Source organism: Faecalimonas sp. LCP19S3_D12, assembly GCF_052121495.1.
Classification (GTDB): Bacteria; Bacillota; Clostridia; order Lachnospirales; family Lachnospiraceae; genus Faecalimonas.
This window is the reverse complement of the sequence record NZ_JBQKED010000041.1, coordinates 1-23622: the sequence shown is the minus strand read 5'-3', so window position 1 is coordinate 23622 and position 23622 is coordinate 1. Positions and strand designations below refer to the sequence as shown.

Here is a 23622-nt window from a genome sequence, read left to right as displayed (position 1 = left end):
TTGCATGAATCACAAAGTGTTTCATATATTAGATAAAAAATGATGGAGCGATTATGCCGCAGGAAGAGATTTGCAGAAATCGAATTATATCCGAAAATTATCGGGATTTTATTGTGAACCAGCTCAGAGGAAATATATTTGACTCTATTTCTTCAGAAGAACTTTGCGAACAGAGTATGGAATACTTATATAAAACAATCTATGTAGATGGAACGATGGCAGATCCCATTAATTTTGAAAAATATGCGTACAATTCGGTGCCGAAGTGCTTTACCCTGATTGATACAGAGGCGTTAAGCCAGTCTGGAATCTTACAGATACAGAATTATCCCACATTGGGACTTAAAGGAAATGGAGTGCTGGTCGGATTTATAGATACCGGAATTGATTATGAAAATCCTGTTTTTCGAAATATTGACGGAAGTACCAGAATTTTGGGAATCTGGGATCAGAGTATTCAGGATGGACAGCCGCCGCAAAACTTTTTGTATGGAACAGAATACACGAAGGAGATGATTGATGCGGCTCTTAGTAGTGATAATCCAAAAGCGCTTGTTCCAACTCAGGATGAAAGCGGGCATGGGACTTTTCTTGCAAGTGTTGCAGCAGGCGGAGCTGATGTGGAGAATCAGTTTTTGGGAGCAGCGCCGGAGTCGAAGCTTGCGATTGTAAAGTTAAAACCGGCAAAAAAATATCTGAAAGAGTTTTACCTGATCACAGAAGAAAAAGAGTGTTATCAGGAAAATGATATCATGCTTGGAATGAGGTATCTGAATGAACTGGCGAATCGATATGATATGCCGCTAGTCATCTGTATTGCACTTGGCTCGAATATGGGAGGACATAATGCGACACTTCCAATCACAGGGCTTTTAGAGATTTATGCCAATATAGCGAATCGGGCAGTTGTGATCGGGGGAGGAAACGAAGCGAATCAACGGCACCATTTTTATGGAAAATCCGAGAATGTAAACGATATCAAAAAGGCGGAAATCCGTGTGGACAGTGGAATGAAAGGATTTACGATGGAACTGTGGACGGACATCCCCAATATTGTGGCAGTCTCCATTATATCGCCTTCGGGAGAAAGAATTCCACGGGTGCCAATCCGGCGGGAAGTGACGGAGGTACATCGTTTTGTGTTTGAGGGAACGACTATTTTTATCAATTACAAATTACTTGTGGAAAAATCAAATTCGGAATTGATATTTTTTAGAGTAAAAGATCCTGCCCCCGGAATATGGACGATTTTTATAGAGCCTGTGGAGTTGGCAGATGGCGTGTTCCATATGTGGCTTCCGGTCACAGAACTTTTGGAAGGAGAAGTTTATTTTCTGCAGTCCAATCCGGATTATACGATTACGGAGCCTGGAAGTACGGTTTCCGGGATGACAGTTGGATATTATAATGGAGATGATAATAGTATTGCTATTCGATCGGGAAGAGGATATACTAGAAGTGAAAAAATCAAACCTGATTTTGCGGCTCCGGGAGTAAATGTAACGGGAGCAGCGATGCGGAATCAATTTACAGAGCGTACAGGTTCCAGTGTTGCTGTCGGGATTACGGCAGGAGCAGTTGCACTTATGCTGGAGTGGATTGTGTATCAGCTCGGGGAGAGCGGGATTGATTCCATACAGATTCGCAATCTTTTAGTTTTGGGAACAGATCGCAAGCCCGGCGAGACATATCCGAACCGCGAGTGGGGATACGGGGCTTTGAATCTATATGATGCATTTGATGCAATCAGGCGTATTTGACACATGAAGGGAGAAATGAAACATGGGAGACTTTTTTGAAGATTTAGGAAAACGAATTACAGAAACAGCAGGAGCAGTGACGAAAAAGACAGAAGAAGTTGTTGAGACACAGAAAATAAAAAGCCAGATCAGAGTGGAAGAACGAAATAAAGAAAGAGATCTGCAGCATCTTGGAAAGCTAGTTTATGACCGTTTCCAGAAAGGGGAAGTGATTGATACAGCATTTGTGGAGCTGTGCGAGGCTGTTGCACAACATGAAGATGCTGTTCAGTCCTATTTAAAAGAACTTGCGCAATTGAAGGGAATGGAACTTTGCAAGAACTGCAAAGGCGAATTGGAACCTGATATGGCATACTGTCCAAAATGTGGAACAAAAGTAGAAGAAGAGATACACTTTGAAACAGAAGAAGCAGAAGAGACGGCAGCAGATGAGGTTGCAGATGACTCAGCCATGCAGACAGTAGAGGAGACAGAGACGGTTTCGGAAGAGGAAGTATAGATGCTGGCTGTAAATTTGACGCTTTTGATAGGAGTCTTATGTGGGATTGATTTATATTTGAAGTCATATATTGAGACTCATTACAAAGAGGGGAAAGAAAAGAAGCTTCTCGGTGACAGAATCTCAGTTCGAAAAGTGCATAACAAAGGGATGGCGCTGAATAAGGGAGAAGAACATCCAAAAAGAGTGCGAATGCTATCGGGGATTGTGACTGCGTTGCTCGTGTTGTATTATGTTTTTCTGTTTCGGAAGAAAGGCGGATGGATGCGCAAAAAAGGAATTGCACTTGCCATTGCAGGAGGAGTGAGCAATACTTACGATAGATTTGTGCGAAAATATGTAGTGGACTATTTCGGATTTTGCACGAAGTGGAAAAAATTCGAGAAGATCACGTTTAACTTGGGAGATATGTTTATCTTTCTTGGCAGTATTTTAGTTGTGATATCTGAGATTTTTTCAAAAAAGCGATAAGAAAAGATGAGACCCGCGGGAAATCGCGGGTCTTTGTGCGGGTTCAGCGCTCTAAAATCTTTGGAAGAACATTTTTCGGAGTATCTAGGAAAACAAGATTCGTTCTTACGTCGGAATAATGAGGATTCTGGTGAATCACTACAATGGAGTTTCCACGGAAGTATTTGATATAGTTTTTATATGTATAGGATTCCAATGAGGTTCCAAGAAGCAGCAGCACATCAGCTTTCGCAATTTCGTCAGCAATTTTAGCGATGATCTCATGGTCAAGCATTTCTCCGAATAGCTTTACGTTTGGACGGATGATATGACCGCATTCTTCGCAGAGTGGAACAGACGGAGATGTTTTTACAAATTCGACAGGATATTCTTTTCCACAATGTGTGCATATGTTTTTGTGAATAGTCCCATAAATATTATATACATGTTTACAACCGGCTCTTTCAGAAAGAGAAAAACTATTTTTAGAAATAATGGTCTGCAATTTTTCCTGGTTTTCAAGTTCGGCAAGTGCGTAGAACGTTTCGCTTGGCTCAAGATCTTTGTCTAATATCTCAGACTTGTAAAACTTAAAAAACTTTTCCGGTCTGGTGTTGAAATAAGCGCTGGAATAGATATATTCCGGTGAGTCGCCGTATCTGTTCTCGATATCGTAGGCGACGTCAAGAGAGAGTATGCCCGGATATCCACATTCTTTTAAGATTCCAGAACCACACAGGGCAACTGTATATCTGCTGGAATCTAATATGTTTTTTAATGTTTGCAATTTTTTCTCCATAATAATCCACCCTTACTTAAATAGTATGGTTATATTTTCCTATGTTTTGTCAGAAAAGTCAATCAAATTTACAACTAATGTGTATATATTTTTAACTATTTTCTAAAAGTAAAATGAATACTTGTGAGTAAATTAGAAAAGCTTTGGAGAGGCTCCAAAGCTTTTATGATTACATTATATAGTTTACATTAACTGCCTGTTCCCCTCTTGGTCCTTGAGTAGTGTCAAAGGAGACTTGCTGTCCCTCTTCCAAAGTCTTAAATCCATTGGAAGCAATTCCGGAGAAGTGTACAAAGATATCCTTTCCGCTTTGTTCATTGGTGATAAATCCAAATCCTTTTTGTGAGTCAAACCATTTTACTGTACCTGTATTCATGTGAGGTACCTCCTAAATTATAATATTTGTAAATTAAATAGAAATAAAAAAACACATATTTTTGTAAGAAATCAAACGTGTTAATTGCTTACAAAAATATGTGATCAAATAAAACATCTAAATTACTTGTTTATCATACCATGCAATTTTTGAAATGTCAAGAAAATTTTGAAAATTCTGAAAAAATCATAGTCTCCCACATTGGAGTACTATGACTTTTCTTTTCCGTCGATGAGATATTCATAGGAAACATGGAAAATCTCAGTGAATGCTTTTAATTCCACATCTGTGACGTAACGTTTATTGGTCTCAATTCTGGTAATCACATTTTTATCCATATCATATCCATTCAGTTGAAGTTGGTAGGCTAAGAGCCGCTGTGACATATTGTGCTGGCGGCGCAATTCGATGAGCCTTTGGCTGATCAGATTTTTCTCCCCAGTAGATGCTTTTGGTTTTGGCATATTTCTAATCCCTCCTACAAATAGTGTGAGTAAAAATGTCTCACTTTTTGCACTTTTTTCTATTGAATTTTACATTGGATTAGGAATATAATCGGTTGTAAAAATGATACAAAAAATAAGGGAAATGAAAGAAAGAAGAAACTAAATGTTGCAGATGCGGTAGAAAATTGTTTATGTTGGCATTGAGTAAAGTGAAGGAAATAGAGTATAATGTTGTCCATAAAGCAATGGAATTCAGAGACGGAGGCTTGTATATGAAACGAATATTAGTGATAGAAGATGATGAAATGCTGAATGCGGGACTTTGCTATAATCTTCAGATGGAAGGTTTTGAGGCGGCTCCGGCATTTGGAGCAAAGACGGCAAGAAAATTATGGAAAGAAAAATCATTTGACTTGATTTTGCTTGATGGCAATCTTCCGGACGGAGACGGATTTGCAGTCGGCAGAGAAATTCGAAAAGAAAGTAAAGTGCCAATTGTGTTTCTGACAGCGCGGGATATGGATGAAGATATGATTGCGGGCTTTGAAAACGGGGCGGATGATTACATTACAAAACCATTTAATATCAAAATTGTCATACAGCGGATCAAAGCGATCTTGAGAAGGTGTGAGGGCGATGACACGTTGGACAAAGTGTTGCAGTGTGGAAATCTGGCAGTTGATTTTGAGAGCCACACGGTAAAAAAGCACGGAAAGCTTCTGACATTGACTCCCACAGAGTTTAAATTGCTGCACCGTTTTTGCCTGAATCCGGGACAGGTGTTGACAAGGCAGATTTTGTTAGAAAAGCTGTGGGATCAGGATGGCAATTTTGTGGATGAACATACATTGACGATTAATATCAGCAGGCTTCGTGCCAAAATTGCAGATGAAGAATATGCATATATCAAGACCATTTACGGGGTTGGGTATAAATGGATAGGAGAAAGCCATGAGTAGAAATGAATGGGTAACTATTGTGGCAGCAATTGTTGTGGTCGTTATCATATCTGCCGGTCTATGGTTTTATTTCCGGCAGCGGTTTGTCAGAATGGCGGAGAAAGTGGAAGATGCCATTGATGCGATTATCGATGGAAGAGAACTCAAAACAGAAGAACTGAATAAGGATACCTTATTTTCAAAAATCCAGTCGAAGCTTGAGCAGTTATCCGAGGTGACAAAGTCTGCAGAGGAAAAGAATGTGAAGCAGAAAGAGGAGATGCAAAAAATGGTATCAGATATCTCCCATCAGTTGAAGACGCCGATTGCCAATATCACGATGTACAATGACACGATTTTGAATCATGACCTTCCAGCAAAACAACAGTACCGGTTTCTGAAAATAATGCAAAAGCAAGTGGAAAAGCTGGATTTTCTTGTGCGCTCACTGATGAAAATGTCGCGTTTGGAGAACAGCATGATCAAGCTGAAAAAAGAGGAGAACAGTCTCTTTGATATGGTTGTGGAGGTTGTGGAGAATCTGTCGATTCCGATGGAAAAGAAGAAACTGGACCTTCAGATTGACTGTCCGGAAAACTTACGGATATGCTATGATCGGAAGTGGACAGCGGAGGCATTATTCAATGTGATGGACAATGCAGTCAAGTATACACCGGAATATGGAAAGATTCGGGTTGATGCAGAGGTACTTGGAATGTTTGTACGTCTTTCAGTGAGTGACACCGGAATCGGAATTGCCCCGGAACATATGAATGATGTGTTTCAGCGGTTTTTCAGAGAGGAAAAGGTACACAATGAAAAAGGTGTCGGAATCGGTTTGTATTTGGCAAGAGAGATTATAACAAAGCAGGGCGGCTATATGAAAGTAGTGTCAAAGGAAGATGCAGGGAGTACATTTTTCATCTATCTGCCAAATGAGCAGGAAGAATTGTCTCAAAATTGAAATGATTCATCGGGCGTTTGAGATATTATTGAAATAATCAGATGCTAAGATAAAGACAGAATCAAGAAAAGGAGAGATGATGATGGCTGTTTTACAGACGATAGATTTAAAAAAATATTATGGGGAAGGAGAGAATCAGGTCAAGGCATTGGATGGCATCTGTTTAGAGATAGAAGAGGGGAAATTCACTGCGATTGTCGGAACTTCTGGAAGCGGAAAATCTACACTTTTACATATGCTCGGAGGACTGGATACACCAACATACGGAAGAGTGATTGTGGGCGGAAAGGATATTTCTAAGATGAAACCGGATGAGCTTACGATTTTCAGAAGAAGAAGGATTGGATTTGTATTTCAGAATTATAATTTGGTGCCAATCTTGAATGTGTATGAAAATATCATTCTGCCAATAGAACTTGACGGGAACAGACCGGATAAAGAATATATTGACAACATTATTACATTGTTGGGGCTGGAGAAAAAGTTGACCAGCATGCCGAATAATCTGTCGGGCGGACAGCAGCAAAGAGTTGCGATTGCAAGAGCCCTTGCGACTAAACCTGCGATTATTCTTGCCGACGAGCCGACAGGTAATTTGGACAGTAAGACAAGTCAGGATGTACTTGGTTTGTTGAAACTGACCGGAAATAAACTGAATCAAACTATCGTGATGATCACACATAATGATGAGATTGCACAGATGGCTGACCGTATCATCCGTATTGAAGATGGAAAAATCGTAGAAAGCAGGTGGTAGGGATGAAGCTTGAAAGCAACAATAATCAAAGAATTGTAAATCATCTGGCAAAACAAAGTGTGAAAGGCAATCGGATGCGCAACTTTTTCATTTTATTTACCATTGCACTTTCGGTGAGTCTGATCACGTTTATGGCACTGTTTACGATGGGCGTGCGAAAATCTTATGAAAGAAAAGTAGAACATATGCAGCATGTCATCTACTACGATGTGACAAAAGAGCAGCTTGGAAATCTTGCAAAGGATGAGCAGGTATCTTGTGTTGCAAAAATGAAGACGGGACCAAGTATTGAAGTGGAAGACTATATTTTAAGCTTTCAGTATATGGAAGAAAGCCGCAAAGAGCTGGAGATGCTGAAACTTTCCGAAGGAAAGATGCCGCAGAAAGAAGATGAGACTGCGGTTCCTAAATCATACTTAAAAAGGATTGGAAAGCCTGAAAAGCTTGGAACGAAGCTTTCTTTTACTTTTTTAGATGGAACGACGGAGACATTCACTGTCACAGGATTTTTGAAAGAGCAAGGAAAGTCAAAAGTATATTCCATTGTTTTATCTGAGCAGTACGCAGAGAATGGTTCACAGCTCTCGCAAGTACCATATACAGCACTTGTCCGGATTCACAATGCAAAACAATACGATCAGACCGGATTTTTAAATGAGATTCGTGACCTCGCAAGTAAGTATGGAATTGAGCGAAAACAGGTGAATGAGAACAATGCATTTTTAAAGACACTTTCCGGAGACCCAAATGCTTTGCAGCAGACGGTGATGGTTATAGTGATCGATATCGGAATTTTATTTGTCAGCGTTCTTGTAATCTACAGTGTATTTTATCTGTCGGTAATCGGAAGAATTCGTCAATTCGGTCAGCTTTCTACGATTGGCATGACAAGAAAGCAGATCCGGAAAATGATTCGAAGAGAAGGAATTTTGCTCAGTATGCGTGGAATTCCAATTGGTCTTTTATTAGGGGCAGCAGCGGCGTACTTGGCACAAAGGGATGGATGGGATTGGAAGAACACCATTGTGACCGCCATCGGTGTCACGATTGCTGATCTGATCACAGTGATGATTTCTATTCGGAAACCTGCAAAGCTTGCGTCTGCGATCGCTCCAATAGAGGCGGCAAAATATTCCGGGGAGACCGAAAAACAGGGAAAAAAGGAGACGAAAAAACTTTACAGAAAGCTAAGCCCCATACGGCTTGCAAAACTCAATTCTGAGAGGAACCGAAAAAAATCAATGTTGACGATGATTTCACTCGGAGTGGGCGGTATTTTGTTTATGTTGGGAGCCACGTTTATAGAGGGAACTAGTCTGGATGAGTACGCAAGAAGCGGGGAATTTTCTTATGGAGAGTATCAGATTGGTTTTTCCTCTAATGCGGTAGAGACGATGGCACATGGAAGAACCGGAATACAGATGAAAAATCCATTGAGCTTGGAGTTTATCAAACAGATAGACCAAATTGAAGGGGTGAAAAAAGTACATTGTTTTGAGCGGGCAGAGGTAAAATGGGAGGCAAACGGAGAAAATGTGGATGATTCGGTAAACACCTTTTCTGAAAAGATATTAAAAGATATGAATCGGGCAATGGGAACCAGTTTGGACTATGCCGAGATGGCACAAAAGAAAGAACTGATCATAAATAAGAATGCTCTAGTGCAGGAATTGTTCGGATGGGAGTTTGCAGTCGGGGATAAAATAGAAATTACGTTCTTTAATGGGACAGAAAATGTTACGGAGGAATTTACCGTTGCAGGGATTCTGCCAAGTGATTATGAGGAGCCGTCTCCGAAGTGGCAGTGGCTGATTCTGCCGGAACAAAGTGTGAAAGAGATTATGGGAAACATAAATCTCACAGATTTGTTGAGTGTATCTACGGAAAAAGAGAAAGAAAAAGCGGTGGGGAAAGCTATCCGGGAACTTGTGGAGGAGAATCCTCTACTTGCAATGGAGACAATTGAGGAGGAAAGAGACAAAGTGGAAGAACAATTCCACATGCTGCATGGAACAATGCTTGGGTTGTCTGCGTTTATTATTTTATTCAGTCTTTTAAATCTTTTGAATACACTGATCACCAATATGGTCACAAGAAAACAGGAATTTGCGATGCTGCAGTCCATCGGAATGTCGGAAAAACAATTATATCAGATGGTACAGAGTGAAGGAATTTTGCTGGCTGGCGGAAATGTCCTGCTCACCTTGGTGGGAGGAACACTTGGCGGAATCGGTATGATTGAGGTTATGAGACATTTTGAAGCGGAATATATGCACTATCATTTCCCGCTGTGGTATTTTGTTGTGTATACGGTCCTGCTTGTAGTGATTCCGATTATTGTGTCGAGAGTTGTATTCTATTTCTTCAAAAAAGAGGCATTGGTAGAACGGATTCGGAACAGTGATTAAAACAGAGGCGATGCTACATCGCCTCTGTCTCTTTCTTCCAGTCTTGAATCTGTCCTAATATAATGTTCATGAGGCTGGTGCGCGCCTCCACGCTCGCCCAGGCAATATGCGGTGTGATCAGCAGCTTTTTACTGTCTTTGATCCGAAGGAGCGGATTTGTTGCACACATTGGTTCGGTGCAGAGCACGTCCAGACCGGCGGCTGCAATCTGACCGGATTCCAGAGCATCAGCAAGGTCTTCTTCCACGACAATCGGACCACGGCCAAGATTCAGAAAGATGGCAGAAGGCTTCATTTTAGAAAGCGCTTTCGCATCAATTAAATGCTCTGTGTTTGGAGTGAGTGGAGCATGCACGGAAATGATATCGGAGGTGGCAAGGAGTGTGTCAAAATCTGTCCGTGTATATCCGTCCTGAGTGTTGCTTCCGGAGGCAGAATAATAGATTACATTTGCACCGAATGCCTTTGCAATATCTGTGACCCTTCGTCCAATATTGCCAAGTCCGATAATTCCCCAGGTCTTTCCATGAATCTGGCAGAAACGCTCTGCAAAATGGGTAAAAATGGTGTCGTCAACGTAGCGTTCCTCTTTTACATAATCATCGTAGTATCTGAGCTTTTCTAAAAGATAGAACAACATGGCGAATGTATGCTGGGCGACAGATTCTGTTGAATATCCGGCAACATTGCGCCATGCAATATTGCGTCTGGCAAGGTAATCCTTGTCGAGATTATTGGTTCCGGTTGCAGTGACACAGACGAGCTTTAAATTGCGGGCAGTGCCGATGGTATGCTCATTCACCTGAACTTTGTTCAGGACGAGTACGTCTGCATCGATCACGCGCGCAGGGACTTCTTCTGAGGAAGAAAATTCATACTTGACCACTTCGCCCAGTTCCTCATATCCGGATAAGTCGATATCGTCTCCGATCGTCTTCGCATCTAAAAAAACAATTTTCATGGAAATATTCCTCCTTCTGTTTTGGTCGTTTTTATTTATTATAGAAAAAACATCGGGAAAATGCAAAATGATTTTTCCGTTTGCGATTGGGAGGAAGTGTGATACAATTGTTATGGACTTTTAGAACGCAAAAAGGAGCTGAGGAAAAGATGATACAAGATATAGAACCATATGTTTATGATAATGCATATGATCCAAAAGCACCGGATAAAGACAGTTTTGTGCTTTACTGTCACGATATGGAAGTGCTTGTGAAATATGAAGGGAAAGAGATAGCATTTCCAACATTTGGTGAGTTGGAAAAATTAAATCCAGATATTTATGAGCAGTATACGTATCTGTTTTCAATTGACCAGATGAGATTTTATTTGACAGAACATCTCACTTACGATGCAGCAGGTAATTTTCAGATGATACATAAGGAGCAGTTCAGACATGCAAAACCACGGCATCTGGCATTTGCAGGAATTACGGGATTCCAGCTTTATAATTGGTATAAAAGCAGAAAATACTGTGGCAAATGCGGAAAACCGTTGAAGAAAGATCAAAAAGAGCGGATGTTATACTGTGAGAATTGTCATCAGATGGAATATCCGAAGATTTCGCCAGCGGTCATCGTCGGAGTCACAGATGGGAACCGGATTTTGATGTCAAAATATGCGGACCGTGATTATAAAAAATATGCATTGCTTGCAGGGTTTACCGAGATTGGAGAGACGATTGAAGAGACGGTAAAACGTGAGGTGATGGAGGAAGTCGGGCTGAAAGTAAAAAATATCAGGTTTTACAAAAGTCAGCCATGGTCCTTTACGGATACGCTTTTGATGGGATTTTTTGCGGATTTGGACGGAAACTCGGAAATTACATTGGACCAAGAGGAGCTGGCATTGGCGGAATGGTTCGAGCGGGAAGAGATTCCTGTGACAGAAAGAAATATCAGTCTGACAAATGAGATGATTTTGGCTTTTAAAAATTCCATAATTTAGGCGTAATAGTATTGACAGTTTTTTTATAGAATAGTATAGTAATATTTAGAAGAGCATTTGCGAATTATATCTGTATGATTCGTAGGTGCTTTTTGTTTGGAAAAAAATGGTAAAAGATGGTATGTGATTATAGAAAGGGGCGGTATGAGTTATATGAGACCGGGTAAAGTAAAAGAAGTCGGATTGGATATAGTGGCAGATATAGTAGGAAGTTTTTTTATTGCAGTAGGGGTTTATAATTTTGCGGTCGCGTCCGGGTTTCCGGTAGCAGGTATTTCCGGTATTGCGATTATATTTTATCATTTCTTTGGGATTCCGATTGGTGTTATGACGGCAGTCTTAAATATTCCTATCATTATCATCTGTTATAAGCTGTTGGGAAAGACCTTTTTGCTGAAATCCTTAAAGACGATGGTGATTTCTACGATTTTTATGGACGTTGTCGCTCCGATGTTTCCGGTATATGAGGGAGACTTGATGCTTTCCTGCATTTGCATGGGCATTTTTTCAGGACTTGGGTATGCACTTATTTATCTAAGAGATTCCTCCACAGGTGGTGCAGATTTCGTCATTATGGCGATTCGAGTTTTGAGACCACATCTGTCACTTGGAAAAATTATTATTGTATTGGATTTTGCGATTGTACTTACAAGTGGTGTGCTGATCGGTGGAAATGTGGATAAGATTATCTATGGTTTGATCTCAACTTATATTTTGTCGGTAGTAGTCGATAAGGTCATGTATGGTATGGATGCGGGAAAACTGACATTGATCGTGACAGAACATGGTCAGGAAGTTGCGGATAAGATTGATGAACTGACGCAGAGAGGCTCTACACTGCTAAAAGGAGTGGGAAGCTACTCAAAAGAAGAAAAACAAGTTGTGATGTGTGCATGCAGCAGCAAGCAGATGCACATGGTACAAAAAGCGGTAAAAGAAGTGGACAGAGCGGCATTCCTAGTGACGATGGAATCAAATGAAGTGCGCGGGGAAGGATTCAAACCGCATTGATAATATAGAAACGGGGAAGCGTTACGCTTCCCCGTCGTTGTTTTTATTTTGCATATAATTTTACTAATTCTACAACCATATCTGTTGCGAGATCCATTCCTTCAACTGTGATGTGTTCATATGGTCCGTGATATCCGTGACCGCCTGTTCCAAGATTCGGACAAGGAAGTCCTCGGAAACTTAGCTGACATCCATCTGTACCGCCGCGAATTGGAATTACAAGTGGTGTGATTCCGGCAGATTTTGCGGCAAGTTGGGCATTTTCAATCAGGTGCATGCAGGTTGCAACCACTTCTGCCATATTGCGGTATTGCTCTGTGAGTGTCAGACGCACAGTTTCTTCACCCCATTTTTCGTTCATGATCTTTTCGATATGTCTCAAAGTATTCTTTCTTGCCTCGAACAGAGAAGCGTCATGGTCGCGCACAATATAGTGCAGTGATGCAGAGGCAACCTCTCCTGTCATACTCATCAGATGATAGAATCCTTCATAATCTTCTGTGTCACGAGGAGTCTCTGTGCCAGGAAGCAAAGAATTGATCTCCATAGCAACAAGGCTTGCGTTGATCATGGCATTCTTGCTGGAACCTGGATGTACGTTAAAGCCTGTAATTTCAAAATCTGCTTTGCAGGCATTAAAGTTCTCATATTGAATCTCACCTTCTGTGTCTCCGTCTAAAGTAAATCCAAAGTCTGCATCAAAATTTTCTACATTGAAGCTTTGTGCGCCAGTACCAATCTCCTCATCCGGTGTGAATGCAACACAGATCTGTCCGTGTGGAATATTTTCTGTGATGATTCGCTCTAACATAGTCATAATCTCAGCGATACCGGCTTTGTCGTCTGCTCCTAAGACAGTTGTTCCGTCTGTTGTGATCAGAGTGCGTCCTTTTAAAGAAGGAAGGTGAGGGAAGTCTTTCACGCTTAATACGCGACCGCTTGCTCCGAGTACAAGGTCTTCTCCGTTGTAATTCTCTGTGATAACAGGTGTGATATCGTGAACGCAGAAATCAGATACCGTATCCATATGTGCGATAAATCCGAGTTTGACAGCGTTCTCGTAACCCGGTGTAGCAGCTAATTTTCCATAGACAAAACATTTTTCATCGACATACGCATTGTCGATGCCAAGTGCCTTTAACTCTTCTACTAAAATATTTGCCAAATCGAACTGGCATTGTGATGAAGGAACGGTCTCGCTGTTCTCATCACTTGGTGTACGTACTACGACGTATTTTAAAAGTCGCTCGTAAGCTCTCATTGTGATACATCTCCTTTTCTAGTGATGTCATTATTATAGACAATTTTATATAGAATAACAAGGGAAAAGTGTGTATAATAGGGGAGAATAGAAATGTAAAAGGATCGGATAGAGATGGGAAATAAAATGACAATCAATGATATTGCGCAGCTGTCTGGGGTGGCAAAAAGTACGGTTTCTCGTTACCTGAATGGTGGAAGCGTACGGTATGAGACCGGTCAGAAAATAAAGAAAGTAATTGAGGAGAATCACTATGAGCCGAATGTATTTGCAAGACTGAGTGCAAAGAACAGTCAGATTATCGGACTGGTTGTGCCGGGATTTAACTCGGTTACAACACCGCGTCTTGTAGAAGTGATTGTGGCATATTTGAAAAAATCAGGTTATACGCCGATGATCATGCATACAGGAAATGATTTAGAAGAAGAAGTACGGTGTATGGAAAGACTCAAAAGAATGAATGTAGATGGGATGATGGTATTGTCAACCGGTATCACGGACCGGCATCGGGAGATTGTAGAACAGTCGGAGATTCCAATCCTGTTTTTGGGGCAACGGTTTCTATATGGGAGTTCAGTTGTATACGATGACTATCATGCAGGTCTGGATGCGGGAAAATATCTGGGAAGTCAAGGAGTTCAGGATGTAGTTGTATTCTGGGTGGGAGAAGAAGACCCTGCTGTTGGAAAAGAGAGAAAACAAGGTGTGACAGATGGACTGCAGTCATGCCAGGTTCCACAGATCGAGTTGGTGGAGACGACGTTTTTCTACGAGGACGCAGTGAAAAATATGGAAAGATTATTACAGAAAAGAGCGCTTCCCGATGCAGTTATCTGTGCGACAGACAGAATCGCAGAGGGAGTGTACAAAGCGCTGGCAAAGAGAAATATTGCGATCGGAAAAGAAGTGTCGGTTATGGGATTTGGCAATTATGAGACAAGTGAGCTTCTGACGCCGCCGCTGACTACCGTTGCATTTGACTGGGAGAACTGGGGAGAAGTCAGTGCGGAGACGATCATTCAGATGATACAGGGAAAACCGGTGAGCAGAGTGCAGATTATACCGTATCAGTTGGTAGAAAGAAAAAGTGTAAAGCAGACAAGATAGAGTGTGTGAAAAGAGTTCGGGTTCGAACTCTTTTTGTGTATTTTATACAAAAAAAAGAGTTTATTTTTGGAACCGATTCCAAAAATATTTTTTATCATATATGTTTATTGACATTTGTTAATGTAGAAAATATAATATGTATAAAAGAAACCGGTTCCAAAACATAGGAGGTAATAAAATGAACAAATCAGAAGAGTATCTGAAAATTTCGGAAGAAATTGTGAATGGTGTAGGAGGAATGGATAACATCCAAGGCTCTGCACACTGTGCAACAAGACTTAGAATTGTCTTGAAGGACAATGATAAAGCGGATATGGAAAAATTAGAAAATATCAATAAAGTAAAAGGGGCATTTGTGGCAGGAAACCAGCTGCAGCTTATTTTCGGTGCAGGAACGGTAAACGATGTCTATGAAGTGTTTGCAAAATATACGCATACAGAAAATATGTCTCTTGGGGAATTAAAAGAAGAAAGTGCAAAGAAACAAAACCCGGTTCAGGCAGTGGTAAAGGCATTGTCGGATGTATTTATCGGAATTATGCCGGCACTGTTGGCGGCAGCGCTTCTTATGGGACTGACAGGTGTGCTTGGAGGTCTGGAAGTTGTTCAAAAATACGATACACTATATGCGATCAATAAACTGGTGAGTCTCGCATCCAACGGAATTTTCTCTATTTTACCGATGGCAGTCTGCTATTCAGCGACCAAGCGATTCGGCGGAAATCCGGTGCTTGGTATGGTTGTAGGAGCGATTATGTTAGATGGATCTTTGGCAAATGCATATCAGGCAGCACAGGGATTGGCGCAGCCGGAAATCATCAGTTTGTTTGGATTCAAGATTGAATTGGTGGGATTCCAGGGTGGAATTATTATCGCGCTTATGATGGGATATGTGGTTGCAAAGCTTGATGTCTTTTTCAACAAAAAGATACCGGATGTGATCAAACTTTTAGTCGCGCCATTGCTGACGGTGTTTATTTCTACTGTTCTGCTATTTACAGTTATCGGACCGGTAGGAAGAATTCTTTCTAATGGAATTACAGATGCAATGGTATGGGGAACGAACAACCTTGGAGTATTCGGTTATGCACTGTTTGCAGGAATTCAGCAGCTGGTAGTTATTACGGGACTGCATCATATTATCGGCGCCGTGGAAGCGCAGCTCATTGCAAGTACGGGAACAAACTTTATCAATCCACTGATGTCAGTTGCCCTGATGGGACAAGGTGGAGCTGTGCTTGGATATCTGGCAGTAAACTGGAAAAATTTAAAAGCCAGGGAATTGTGTATTCCAAGTTTCCTCTCTACGTTATTTGGAATCAGTGAGCCGGCAATCTTTGGTGTAAACTTAAGATATCGTTATCCTTTGATTGGAGGATGTATCGGCGGTGCTGCGGCAGGTGCGTATGTGTATTTCTCAAAATTGACGGCATTTGGATTCGGGACAACTGCTGTTCCGGGAATTGCGATTGCAAACCCGGCAAATCACGGATATCTGAACTATATTATCGCACATTTGATCGCATTGGCGATCGGAGCGATCTGCACAATCTGTTTTGGAAAAATAGCAGGGAAAAAGAGTCACAAATAAGATAAAAGTAGAAAGAATAGAAGGTTATATATTATGATGAACAGAGAAGATTATGTAAAGCAAATACCGGATTATCAATATATGAGAGAGACGGTGAAGAAGGATGAGAACCGCTTACATTTTCACCTGATGCCGCCGACCGGTTGGATGAACGATCCAAATGGATTGTGTGAGTTTCAGGGCATCAATCATATTTACTTCCAATACACCCCGTTTTTGGCAGGCTGGGGAACGAAACTATGGGGACATTATACGACAACAGACTGGATTCATGTTCAGGAGTGCGAGCCGTTCCTGTTTCCGGATTGTGACTGGGACAGAGAGGGTGTATACAGTGGGTCGGCATTTGTGGACGGAGACAAAATCCATTATTTTTACACCGGAAATGTAAAATTGCAGGACAAGGATTACGATTATATATTAGAAGGAAGAGAGCAGAATACGATTCATCTGGTAAGTGAGGATGGCGTGCATGCAGGTGAAAAACAACTTGTGATGACGAATGCAGACTATCCGGCAGATATGTCAAAGCATGTGAGAGACCCGAAAATATTTGCGAAGAACGGCAGATATTATATGGTTCAGGGAGCAAGGGATTGTGAGTCAAAAGGCTGTGTGCTTCTGTTTGAATCAGAAGATTTGATGACATGGAAGTATTTTGACCGGATTGCGCCGGAAGAAAAATTCGGCTATATGTGGGAATGTCCGGATTTGTTTGAAGTAGATGGACAGGAAATTTTGATTGCATGCCCGCAGGGGGTTCCAAAGAGCGGACATGATTATCAGAATGTGTATCAATGCGGATATTTCCCGATTGAGATGGATTTTGAAAATAAGAAATATAAACTTGGGGAATTTCATGAATTGGATAAAGGGTTTGACATCTATGCCACACAGACGTTTCTTGATGAAAACGGCAGAAGAATTCTGATTGGCTGGATGGGAATTCCTGATGCGGATTATGACAATGATGCAACAGTGGAATATGATTGGATCCATGCACTGACAATGCCGAGAGTTTTAACATATCAAGATGGAAAACTAATACAGAAGCCATTAGAAGAATTAAAAAGTCTGAGAAAAAATAAAATGGTCACAAGTATTACATCTTTTGGTGAGTGGACGACGACAGACTGCTGTTTTGAGTTGTCTGTAAAGAGAGACGATGAGAATGCTGCGATGATACTCGGTCTCAGGGACGATGTGACTTTGACTTACAAGGATCACATTCTGAAGCTGGAACTTGGAAAAAGCGGGCACGGAAGAAAACAGCGCACAGTGCAGTTGGATAGTCTTAAGAATATGACTGTGTATTCAGATACTTCTGCCATTGAGATTTTTATTAATGATGGTGAGGAAGTGATGACGACAAGAGTATACAGTGAGAAATTGAACCAGAAAGTAAGATTTTTACAGTCTGAAACAGATGGCGAGATAGAGGTATACGATCTTGGAAGTTTTGTGATGGAGTAGTGACAAAATAGTTGACAATATATTGACCATATAGTCTATTATTTGTATAATAGACTATATGGTTTATTTTATTGGAGGGATTATTTTGAAACAAAGTGAAAAAACAAAACGAACAAAAGAAAAAATTATGGCGGCTGCAATGGAAGAATTTGGAACAAAAAGCTATGATGCGGCATCGCTCAATACGATGTGCATTGAAAATCAGATTTCAAAAGGTTTGATTTATCACAACTTTAAGAATAAAGATGAGCTGTATTTGCAATGTGTCGGGCAGTGTTATGCACAGATGACGGAATATTTACAAAGGACAGAGGGCGATTTTACGGACGTACAAAGTGAATTGCAGGAAATATTACATTCCAGACAAGTATTTTTCGCAGAGAATCCGTATTGCTGCAATATATTCTTTGACAGTATCCTGCAGCCTCCGAAGCATCTCCAAGGGGATATCCGGCAGTTGAAAAAGGGATATGACATGTATCTTGCAAAACGGTATCGAAATCTGCTCGGGCGTCTGGAACTGAGAGAAGGAATTTCAGAAGATTTTGCGTTAGAATATTTTATTATGTTTCAAGAAATGTTTAACAGATATTTCCGCGAGAAATCGGATAAAGACAATGAAATAAAATCGGTTATAGAAAATCATGAATCAAAATTAGAACAAATGCTGAACATTATGTTATATGGAATCGCAAAAGAGACAGGAGGAGTGGATACAAAATGTTAGTACAAATATTACGTTTATTGATTATGGTAATTCTTGCGTTGGGCATCGGAAAGTTGGTTTCCAAATTAAAATTGCCGTCCATTTTGGGATGGCTGATTACGGGGATGGTTTTCGGACCACATGCGTTTGCAATGATGAATCAGGAAACTTTGGATGCAGGCTGGTATCAGATTGTCGTACATGTATTGGAATGTGCAGTCGGTCTTATGATTGGAACGGAACTTGTCTGGAACAAAATCAAACGTTCCGGAAAATCGATTGTCATCACAACACTTACGCAGTCACTGGGAACATTTTTGATTGTCTCGTTGGTATTCGGCGTGGTATTCTACTTGTCGGATATTCCGGTCTATCTGGCGTTTATTTTTGGAGGAATCGCGTTGGCGACTGCGCCGGCACCGGCATTATCGATCGTCAGAGAGTTTAACACAAAAGGACCAGTTACCGGAACCCTGATTCCGATGGCTGCGCTGGATGATATTGTAGGATGTATTGTGTTCTTTACGACAATTGCAATCGTTGCGGGGAATCTGTCGTCAGGTGAACTTCCGGCGTATATGATTGCCTTGGTTGTGATCCTTCCGTTAATAATAGGAGCGGTGACAGGATTTTTTGCAGGAATGCTATTGAAAAGAGAACAGAATGCATTTGCAACGATGACTACCTTAATCGGGATGATTTTAGTGACATCGGCTGTTGGATTTGTGTTTAACCATTTCGTGATGCCAAGCCCGGTTTTGAACTTTATGTTGATGGGAATGGCTTTTTCAGCGGCATTTTCCAATATGGTTACAGAGGAGAGACTGGAGCAGATTATGCAGGGATTCAACCCGATTTTAGGAATCGCAATGATTATTGTGATCTTGAATCTTGGAGCTCCGTTGGACTATCATTTGATTTTAGGGGCAGGTATGTTTACTGCAATTTATATCATTGCCCGTGCTGCAGGGAAATATTTTGGGGCATATTTTGGAGCGAGTGTTACAAAATCACCTGAAAGTGTCAAAAAATATCTTGGACTTACCCTTTTGCCGCATTCAGGAGTATCGCTTGTGTTTACTGGCATTGCAGTGTCTGTGTTAGCAGGACCGGCACCGGACTGTGCGAAAATTATTCAGGGAACAATTGCGGCAGCGGCGGTAATCAATGAAATCATCGCTGTAATTGCAGCTAAAAAAGGATTTGAATGGGCTGGTGAAATGCAATAATTATAGACTATGAATTATCCAGTGATTCAGGGATTTCCTAAGACAGAGGATAGAGAAGTTATTCGAAAAATAAAACAATTGACGGGAAGACCTGTCGGAATTAATTTGGAGCCATTGGAACAGGGAAAAGAAAGCAGTGTTGAGACAAATGAGATGTGGAAACTTTCCGGCGGACGTGTAGCGACACTTGAAAATGCAAAAACAGCAGTGGAAATGGGCGTGGATTTCATTGTGCTAACCGGAAATCCGGGAATTGGGGTCACAAATGCGGCGATTACAGATATCTTCTTTCGCAGAGGCAGGAGCTGATATTATCTTGCTTCCGGCGCCTGGAACAGTGCCGGGGATTACGATGGAATATGTGAGGAGTAAATCATTCAAAAAAGCGGTCAATGAAAGACCGCTTTTTTCTATCTCCTTCTCAGTCTGTGAATGATATTTTTTATTCCCACAGCAACAAATGTAAAAAATCCACTTAATAAGCATAAAAAGCCAATAGGAATTAAGAAAAAGTTTTCATGCAAAATTCCCTGTGCATCAATATATTCAACTGACACAGCCTTTAGAAAAATGCAGGCGATTCCAATGCACAATAATATGCCGCCGATTGATATTGAAATTAAGTTGATCTTTGCTCGTTTCGTTTCGTTACCGTCTTTGATTAGTTTTTCTGTTAGATTATTCATCGTATTACCTCCTAATATTAAATCGTCAAGCGAAACAGAAAATAATCTGGACATAGATATAATCAATTCTAGGTCAGGCAAATTTTTATTGTTTTCCCAATTTGAAACAGCTTGTCTTGAAACACCTAATTGTTCAGCCATTTGCTCTTGAGTTAGTTTCCTTTCTAACCGCATTTGTTTAATTTGTTTTCCAAAGTCCATTGTAAATTACCTCTTTCTGCTACAAGTTATTTTCTGCTTGCTTGATCTTGAAATCATCATAAGCGAAACCATGCTTTTTTATCAAGCAAGGCGTACTTGCATCCTGATTTTTTAGGGCAAACGATGCTTGCAATCCTTATAAATACTGGGGTTGACAGCTTTATAAAGATTATTATATCATTTTTGCAGTATCTCGGCAATCAGGGTATCTATATACTTCTGCTCAGACACCTTTGTTGACAAGTGTTTGCTTAGTAACTATAATGCAATATGCAACCATAGTTGTTAAGAAACAATCATCAATTCAAACAGTTTCAAGATGTTTGAAGAGAATGGGAGAATTACAGTATGGAGATTAAGAAAATACTACAAAACAAAGCACCGCAAGTTGCTATGAAACATCTTATGTCAGATGAAGTTATGAATCTGATCCATAAAAATATGAAACCAAGAGACACTATAATGGCATATTATCGCTGTGCGATTATGGAAGTTGAGACAAAATTTAAAGTGCTAAATGAACAGTTTTCATTGGAATATGATCGGAATCCAATTGAATCCATAAAATCCAGAACAAAATCGATGGAAAGTCTGGCAAAGAAGATCAGGGATAAGAATATTCCGCTGTCTATAGGTGCGATTGAGGAGAACATCAATGACATTGCAGGAGTAAGAGTGATATGCTCGTTTTGTGAAGATATCTATATGTTGGCAGATTGTTTGCTTAAACAGGATGATATCACGCTTATAGAAATGAAAGATTATATTAAAAATCCTAAACCGAACGGATATCGTTCGTTGCATCTGATTATTTCGGTGCCGATTTTTCTTAAAGATGAGAAGCGGGATATGAAAGTAGAAGTACAGCTTCGAACAATTGCCATGGATTTTTGGGCAAGTCTGGAGCATAAAATCAGATATAAGAAAAATCTTTCAGATGACTTGCAAAGAGAGTTGGCAGAGGAATTATTGTACTGCGCAAATCAAAGTGCGGAATTGGACCTGAAAATGCAGGGGATTCGAAATAAGCTATAGAACATAAAAGTGGGAGACTATCGTATCGAAGGGGGATACGATAATCTCCCATTTCTTATTTAGTACGCAGACTAATCAACTGTAGAAAAGCAGACTTTTCATAATGAAAGATTGCAAGCCCTATAGATTCCATATCTTTAGGATTGATTTCAGTGGTAATAGCAACGATTGTGTTTTGAACAGCGCAACCAAGAGAAGCAAGGAAGTGTTCAAATTTTTTGTTAACAACAATAACACAATTCTTTTTTGTATAAGGTGTCCAATTCTTGGGCATTAACAAGAATAGACGAGACGGTAATACTCTGTGTAGAGAAATTTTTGTAAAGAAACAGTTTCATAGATTCAACTTCTGAAATCAAATCGGATACAACAATAACTTCCACGGGAGGAATTGCTTGATGAAGTATCGACTTGATTTGAAGCGATATTGTTACAATATGATTAGCATTTCGTACAAGCGTTTCTAAAATATCATGCTCTTTTGCGGTAAGCGATAAAACTTCATCATTCTTTATAACCTGTGCATTAGCTAAATTAATTTTACAATCATGTAATTCTATAAGAGGACTGTATTCCTTATAACATCTACGTAATACAGCATTTGTTGTGATATAACATAGTTGTAACAGCTCGACCTAATAAGATATAATCTTAGGAGGAAACGAGGTATGTTACAAATGAGTCAATACTATGAACCAGAATTCAAGAAGAAGATAGTCCGTCTTCATCTCAAAGAGGGAAGAACCCTCAAAGGTCTTGCTGAAGAATACGGTGTATCCAAAGCAAGCATTTCTATTTGGACCAAACAATTCCGTGAAGAATGCCAAACAAACGACGAAGCCCAAGCCGATTATGATTACATGAAGGAGAATCTTCAGCTCAAAAAGCAGCTTGCAGAACTCCAAAAGGAAAATGACTTCTTAAAAAAAGCAGCGGCATTCTTTGCGAAGGAAATCGATTAGAGGCTTATCGATTCATTCAGAAATATAACAAGGAATTTGGGCTCAGATGGCTTCTCAGAATGTTTAATATCTGTCCAAATGCTTATTACAACTATCTTAAAAATCGAAAAGCTGATTATCATCAACAGAAAGATGAAATCAAAAAATCTATTCGAGAAATCTATCACTCTCATGGCGGAGTTGATGGTTACAGAACCATACATGCGTATCTTATTCGTAAAGGATACGATATTAGCCGCTTAACGGTTCACAAATATATGAATACTGAAATGCAGTTGTTCTCAATCTCAAGAAAAAAGAAACCAACGTATGAACATGGCGTCGCTCACAAAGTATACGAAAACAAACTGAATCAGAATTTTCGGGCAGATGAAATCAATCAAAAGTGGTGTACAGATTTTACGTATCTTTTCCTGACAGATGGCAGCAAGCGTTATAATTGCACGATCATAGACTTACATGACCGAAGTGTTATTGCAAGTATAACAGACAGAAACATAACCGCTGATTTAGCGAAAAGAACGCTAGAAAAAGCAATTCATTCTCAACCAGGAATTGACTTAAGCAAGCTTCTGGTGCATTCGGATCAGGGAAGCCAGTACACGTCAAAAGAGTTCACAGAATTTTGTGAGGATCTTGGTATTACTCAGAGCATGAGTAAGGCTGGATATCCATATGATAATGCTCCTATGGAAAGATATTTCAATACATTGAAAAATGATCTTATTTACCAGCATTATTATCGCACAGAGAAAGAACTCTACACAGCAATCGAAGAATTTGCGTATGTACAATATAATCATGTACGTCCGCATTCTTATAATGACTACAAAACGCCTTACGAGGTACGCTACGGGGTTGTATAGACCTTGTGGCAGAAATTAGGTCGTAGTGTTACAAAAAAGGGTTCTTTCCAATGTTGGTTGAATTCATAGTGTCTTTTGCTCCTACATGTGTTATAGTATAAACAAGATAAAGGGATTAGGAGTGGGGACAAAAATGGAAGAATTCATAAG

The 23622-nt window shown here is 40.2% G+C and carries 22 protein-coding genes and 1 pseudogene; 17 read left to right on the top strand and 6 right to left on the bottom strand.

Annotated elements, in window-relative coordinates:
• Positions 1-53 precede the first annotated feature (53 nt).
• From ACTQXY_RS12160 to lspA, 3 genes are read left to right on the top strand one after another with little or no spacing between them, the layout of a single operon-like run.
• The gene (locus ACTQXY_RS12160; RefSeq protein ID WP_441659669.1) at positions 54-1760 is read left to right on the top strand and encodes a S8 family serine peptidase; all 1707 of its coding nucleotides are present in this window, start codon (positions 54-56) and stop codon (positions 1758-1760) included.
• Positions 1761-1782: 22 nt separating this feature from the next.
• Complete coding sequence (locus ACTQXY_RS12155) at positions 1783-2259, top strand: zinc ribbon domain-containing protein (protein WP_441659668.1); 477 nt, start codon at positions 1783-1785, stop codon at positions 2257-2259.
• Entirely contained in the window at positions 2260-2730 is a 471-nt protein-coding gene (lspA, locus tag ACTQXY_RS12150; protein ID WP_441659667.1) for a signal peptidase II, read from the top strand. It abuts the gene before it with no gap.
• A 43-nt stretch (positions 2731-2773) separates the two neighbouring features.
• Here lspA and ACTQXY_RS12145 read toward each other — a convergent pair whose 3' ends face one another.
• The 3 genes from ACTQXY_RS12145 to ACTQXY_RS12135 all read right to left on the bottom strand — a co-directional run bounded on the left by ACTQXY_RS12145 (position 2774) and on the right by ACTQXY_RS12135 (position 4348).
• Complete coding sequence (locus tag ACTQXY_RS12145; RefSeq protein WP_441659666.1) at positions 2774-3508, bottom strand: Sir2 family NAD-dependent protein deacetylase; 735 nt, start codon at positions 3506-3508, stop codon at positions 2774-2776.
• A 169-nt stretch (positions 3509-3677) separates the two neighbouring features.
• Positions 3678-3884 carry a cold-shock protein gene (locus tag ACTQXY_RS12140; RefSeq protein ID WP_156558086.1) on the bottom strand — a complete coding sequence of 69 codons (207 nt, stop codon included), beginning with the start codon at positions 3882-3884 and terminating at the stop codon, positions 3678-3680.
• 209 nt (positions 3885-4093) lie between these two features.
• Positions 4094-4348, bottom strand: coding sequence for a helix-turn-helix domain-containing protein (locus ACTQXY_RS12135; RefSeq protein WP_156558088.1), 255 nt, complete (start codon positions 4346-4348; stop codon positions 4094-4096).
• Positions 4349-4602: 254 nt separating this feature from the next.
• Here ACTQXY_RS12135 and ACTQXY_RS12130 point away from each other — a divergent pair, with 254 nt between their 5' ends.
• The 4 genes from ACTQXY_RS12130 to ACTQXY_RS12115 all read left to right on the top strand — a co-directional run bounded on the left by ACTQXY_RS12130 (position 4603) and on the right by ACTQXY_RS12115 (position 9397).
• Positions 4603-5289: a response regulator gene (locus ACTQXY_RS12130; RefSeq protein WP_441659665.1), complete on the top strand. Its 687-nt coding sequence runs from the start codon at positions 4603-4605 to the stop codon at positions 5287-5289.
• A complete protein-coding gene (locus tag ACTQXY_RS12125; RefSeq protein ID WP_441659664.1) occupies positions 5282-6232 on the top strand; it encodes an ATP-binding protein in 951 nt (316 codons plus the stop codon). The genes ACTQXY_RS12130 and ACTQXY_RS12125 overlap by 8 nt, the downstream gene beginning before the upstream one ends.
• 82 nt (positions 6233-6314) lie before the next feature.
• A complete protein-coding gene (locus ACTQXY_RS12120; protein ID WP_156558092.1) occupies positions 6315-6989 on the top strand; it encodes an ABC transporter ATP-binding protein in 675 nt (224 codons plus the stop codon).
• A 2-nt stretch (positions 6990-6991) separates the two neighbouring features.
• Entirely contained in the window at positions 6992-9397 is a 2406-nt protein-coding gene (locus ACTQXY_RS12115) for an FtsX-like permease family protein (RefSeq protein ID WP_441659663.1), read from the top strand.
• A 13-nt stretch (positions 9398-9410) separates the two neighbouring features.
• Here ACTQXY_RS12115 and ACTQXY_RS12110 read toward each other — a convergent pair whose 3' ends face one another.
• A complete protein-coding gene (locus ACTQXY_RS12110) occupies positions 9411-10358 on the bottom strand; it encodes a D-2-hydroxyacid dehydrogenase (RefSeq protein ID WP_441659662.1) in 948 nt (315 codons plus the stop codon).
• 149 nt (positions 10359-10507) lie between these two features.
• Here ACTQXY_RS12110 and nudC point away from each other — a divergent pair, with 149 nt between their 5' ends.
• A complete protein-coding gene (gene nudC / locus ACTQXY_RS12105) occupies positions 10508-11344 on the top strand; it encodes an NAD(+) diphosphatase (RefSeq protein WP_441659661.1) in 837 nt (278 codons plus the stop codon).
• 153 nt (positions 11345-11497) lie between these two features.
• Positions 11498-12355 (top strand): YitT family protein, encoded by an 858-nt coding sequence (locus ACTQXY_RS12100; protein WP_022250713.1) that lies wholly within the window; start codon positions 11498-11500, stop codon positions 12353-12355.
• Between the two features lie 43 nt (positions 12356-12398).
• Here the strand turns inward: ACTQXY_RS12100 and pepT are convergent, their stop codons facing one another.
• Entirely contained in the window at positions 12399-13616 is a 1218-nt protein-coding gene (gene pepT, locus ACTQXY_RS12095) for a peptidase T (protein WP_441659660.1), read from the bottom strand.
• 114 nt (positions 13617-13730) lie between these two features.
• On the opposite strand from pepT, the gene ACTQXY_RS12090 reads away from it, so the two are divergent.
• The 6 genes and pseudogenes from ACTQXY_RS12090 to ACTQXY_RS12065 all read left to right on the top strand — a co-directional run bounded on the left by ACTQXY_RS12090 (position 13731) and on the right by ACTQXY_RS12065 (position 20158).
• Complete coding sequence (locus ACTQXY_RS12090; RefSeq protein WP_441659659.1) at positions 13731-14723, top strand: substrate-binding domain-containing protein; 993 nt, start codon at positions 13731-13733, stop codon at positions 14721-14723.
• Positions 14724-14901: 178 nt separating this feature from the next.
• Positions 14902-16314, top strand: a complete 1413-nt coding sequence (locus ACTQXY_RS12085; RefSeq protein ID WP_156558098.1) for a PTS transporter subunit EIIC — start codon at positions 14902-14904, stop codon at positions 16312-16314.
• A gap of 33 nt (positions 16315-16347) precedes the next feature.
• Positions 16348-17787 (top strand): sucrose-6-phosphate hydrolase, encoded by a 1440-nt coding sequence (locus ACTQXY_RS12080; RefSeq protein WP_441659658.1) that lies wholly within the window; start codon positions 16348-16350, stop codon positions 17785-17787.
• An 85-nt stretch (positions 17788-17872) separates the two neighbouring features.
• Positions 17873-18514 carry a TetR/AcrR family transcriptional regulator gene (locus tag ACTQXY_RS12075; RefSeq protein ID WP_227038979.1) on the top strand — a complete coding sequence of 214 codons (642 nt, stop codon included), beginning with the start codon at positions 17873-17875 and terminating at the stop codon, positions 18512-18514.
• Positions 18508-19722 carry a cation:proton antiporter domain-containing protein gene (locus ACTQXY_RS12070; RefSeq protein WP_441659657.1) on the top strand — a complete coding sequence of 405 codons (1215 nt, stop codon included), beginning with the start codon at positions 18508-18510 and terminating at the stop codon, positions 19720-19722. The genes ACTQXY_RS12075 and ACTQXY_RS12070 overlap by 7 nt, the downstream gene beginning before the upstream one ends.
• Before the next feature lie 9 nt (positions 19723-19731).
• Positions 19732-20158: pseudogene (locus tag ACTQXY_RS12065) on the top strand (DUF7916 family protein).
• Here ACTQXY_RS12065 and ACTQXY_RS12060 read toward each other — a convergent pair.
• Positions 20133-20609 carry a helix-turn-helix domain-containing protein gene (locus ACTQXY_RS12060; protein WP_022249984.1) on the bottom strand — a complete coding sequence of 159 codons (477 nt, stop codon included), beginning with the start codon at positions 20607-20609 and terminating at the stop codon, positions 20133-20135. The pseudogene ACTQXY_RS12065 and the gene ACTQXY_RS12060 overlap by 26 nt on opposite strands.
• 348 nt (positions 20610-20957) lie before the next feature.
• Here ACTQXY_RS12060 and ACTQXY_RS12055 point away from each other — a divergent pair, with 348 nt between their 5' ends.
• Together ACTQXY_RS12055 and ACTQXY_RS12050 are read left to right on the top strand one after the other, a co-directional pair.
• Entirely contained in the window at positions 20958-21644 is a 687-nt protein-coding gene (locus tag ACTQXY_RS12055; protein WP_441659656.1) for a RelA/SpoT-related domain-containing protein, read from the top strand.
• A 668-nt stretch (positions 21645-22312) separates the two neighbouring features.
• Positions 22313-23472, top strand: a protein-coding gene (locus ACTQXY_RS12050; RefSeq protein WP_141662703.1) for an IS3 family transposase whose coding sequence is annotated in 2 segments (ribosomal slippage) — positions 22313-22565 and positions 22565-23472 — 1161 coding nt in all. Because the reading frame shifts where the segments join, the coding sequence is not laid out codon by codon here.
• Positions 23473-23622: the final 150 nt, after the last annotated feature.